The 2,785-nt window shown below is 66.0% G+C and carries 2 protein-coding genes; one reads left to right on the forward strand and one right to left on the reverse strand.

The genetic code is table 11. The features are described from left to right. Positions 1–699 precede the first annotated feature (699 nt). Positions 700–1,605 (reverse strand): hypothetical protein, encoded by a 906-nt coding sequence (locus tag ACLL97_RS09270; protein WP_411280191.1) that lies wholly within the window; start codon positions 1,603–1,605, stop codon positions 700–702. Positions 1,606–2,086: 481 nt separating this feature from the next. On the opposite strand from ACLL97_RS09270, the gene ACLL97_RS09275 reads away from it, so the two are divergent. Next, positions 2,087–2,497 (forward strand): hypothetical protein, encoded by a 411-nt coding sequence (locus ACLL97_RS09275; protein WP_411280192.1) that lies wholly within the window; start codon positions 2,087–2,089, stop codon positions 2,495–2,497. The last annotated feature ends 288 nt before the right edge of the window (positions 2,498–2,785 follow it).

The raw sequence follows: 2,785 nt of genomic DNA on the forward strand, positions 1-2,785 counted from the left end.
CTCGCGAACGATCTCGTTCGCGCCGGCCTGCCGCCAGGTCGAACATGAGGGTGATTTCCGCTGCGGATCTTGAGCAGCTCGCGGAGGGCAAGGAACTCGAAGCGAAGCTCGCTGCCGTCGGCGCTCCTTGGTGCGTCACTTGTCGGTAGCACTCGCTGCCCGTGGCGGGCGTGATCTGCGCAGAGTCGTCACGCCGAGGTTTCGCGCCGACCTCGCGCACTACGGGGTCGACACGTTCCAACTTCCCGCGCAGGGGCCGCAGCCGACCTCATTACGGGCGGCACTCGCGCACCATCGGACCAGCGCAGTCGAGTTGGAGGAGATTGCGACCGCTGTACTTGGGGTCATTTCGGAGGAGTGTCGACCGCTGATCTCCGCGAAGTATCGGCGAATTGCTTCCTCGCAGGTGGGCCGGGATCGGCGGCCCGTCCTCACCCCATAGGGGCCCTTCGGCGGTGACGCATGCGCGCTGATCACATCGAGTGTGATCAGCGCATGAGTGGAGAACCGAGTTCGATTGCGCGAACCGGGACCGTCGGCACCGTCATGCCCACGGCCGGGCGAATCCGCTGGAGTACCCGAGGAGCTGCGAACGCGCGACTGCGACAGTGGCTGTCGCGGGCCCGCCTGCGAGAGTCGCCCTCAGGGCTCCATCGCGTGATGACACCCCGTCGTTGCAGCGCGGCCAAGCGCCAATCTTCATGTCGGCGGCGTAGCGTCGCTCGGGGGACGCGGGTGCTTCGTATCGCATTGCGCCTTGATCTGGCTGTGCAACTCGAGCGCCTCGCGCGCAGGTCGACGGGTGAACGTAGCAACCGGGCTATCCCAAGGCGTTCCTGACGGCAGGTCGTCGCCGAAGAAATCGGCAAGCCGGCGGACCCATGGCGCTTCGGTGCTGCCGCTTCCGTCAACGTCGGCAATCAGCCGGCGATCGTCCGTTGCGACGAACACCGGACGCGCAAGTTGTTGCAACATGGCCTCGTCCTCGACGTCGTTGGGATCGGGATCACCGTGGTCGTTCGAGAACGCAAACCGCGCCGCGCGAAGCGCAGCGACACGGTGATATGCGTCGAGGCGCGTCGCCGCTCGGGCGGTTCCCGTCGATTGGAACTGCTCAAACAGATCGGCGCGAAAGCGTTGCGCGGTGGTCGTGAGTCTGCCCTCGCGTCGGAGCCGGCGGATCGTCTCTCGCGTCTGCTTGTAGTACGCAACATGAGGATCGGCGATCTCGTTGATGCCCTGCTCGGATGCGTCGGCATACCGCTTCCACTCGGCGTCGCTCATGGTCGCTGCCTTCGACCAGATCGACCACAACTCACGCCCGTGCGTCGCCATTTCCTCCCAAACGGCGGCCGAGTCCTCGTTGACACCGTGCATGAGGACCGAGCCCGCCGCCAACAACGGCGCCGCAGGATCGAGCAACTCGGCGAGCTTCGCAATCCTTCGGTCGAACGCGGTGCGTGTGTTGTCGCGCTGCGCGCGTGCCCACAGCTCCTGCAGGGTAAGAGCGGTAACGCACAACCGAACGCCACGATCGCGGAGCTCGATCAGCATGGACACGGGCGCGCCGCGCATGTGGTTGGCATCGAGAGCAACCAGGATCATCCGCGGACGGTGCCACGGGGTCGACGGCGCGGCGATTGAGCTCCCGCGCGGTCAGCCGCGCGCGGTGCCGCGAAGCACACACCGACCGAGGCGCACGACCTCGATCCGGACTGTCACCGTTGTCTGGGGGTTAGCGAGTCTCGAACCGTCCACCCCTGACGGGCCCCCGGACGGGGTGATAGCGCGCGAGCGGGCGAGGCAGGTACGATCGATGCGAGGGGAACGAATGCGCGTCGCGATGATCATCGGCATCGGCTGCGTTGCGGCGGCAGCATGCGGACCACGGTCGACCAAGGGAACGACGCCACCGGCGAGCACCACCGTCGGAGCTGGTGCGGCTGCACCCATCGGTCTCCCACCTTCGCAACCAGCGCCCGCGTTTGTGCGGATCGCTCTCATGAGCACAATGATCGGTCCTGGCAAGGCCGACGGCACGCAGTGGGACGGCCCGCGTCGTGTGCCTCCGCCGATCAGCAAGGGCGTGCTCGTCGCGATGGGCGCCGCGAACCCCGCCGCTGCGCTCGGTGCGTTCCTCGCCGACGCGTCTCTTGCCGCCCTCGCGAAGCCAGAGGTCAAGGGGTTCGCCGAGGTCTACACCGGCGGTGCGATGCCAGTGCGCGTTCAGATCCCGCGTGACAACCGCGACTCCTTTGCATGGAGCTGGGCGAACCCGCCGACGTGGGCGCGCGTCCAGTTCAATGCCGGCACGCGTCTACGCGTGCACCTCATTGATGAGGACCTGATGTTCGATGATCCGATCGGCGACGCCGAGATCGGGCACAGGGTGCTGCTCGCCGCCTTGAAGTCGGAGAAAATCTACCAAGTGAAAGTGGACGATCAGACCCAGGGGCAGATACTTTTTCTCGGCGTTTCTGTCGTCGCGGTCGACTGATCGGGCACGCGAGAGGCCCTCCAACGTCGGTCTCCCCGTTGTGTGCGCTGGCACGGTTCTGCGGAGGCCGCGCGTCGCGCTAAATTCACGACAGGGCGACATCCGCAACCTTCTTCCACTCCGACGCTGCGTGAAGGGGCGCTGCGGAGCCAACCGACCCCGACGGTTGCCCCGCTATTGCCCCGCCCTCTGTTACACCGCGTCGTTTCCCGTCGTTTCTTGTCGTGTTCGTTTCCACCCGACAGCATCCACGTGGTGCGCGGAACGGCTTGTTTTGTCGGATAGAAT

The sequence above is a fragment of the Gemmatimonas sp. genome (genome assembly GCF_046594945.1).
Lineage (GTDB): Bacteria > Gemmatimonadota > Gemmatimonadetes > Gemmatimonadales > Gemmatimonadaceae > Gemmatimonas.

What these genes read in the sequence shown, in the direction of transcription:
- ACLL97_RS09270 (WP_411280191.1), bottom strand. Translation starts at nt 1,605, where the DNA reads ATGATCCTGGTTGCTCTCGATGCCAACCACATGCGCGGCGCGCCCGTG.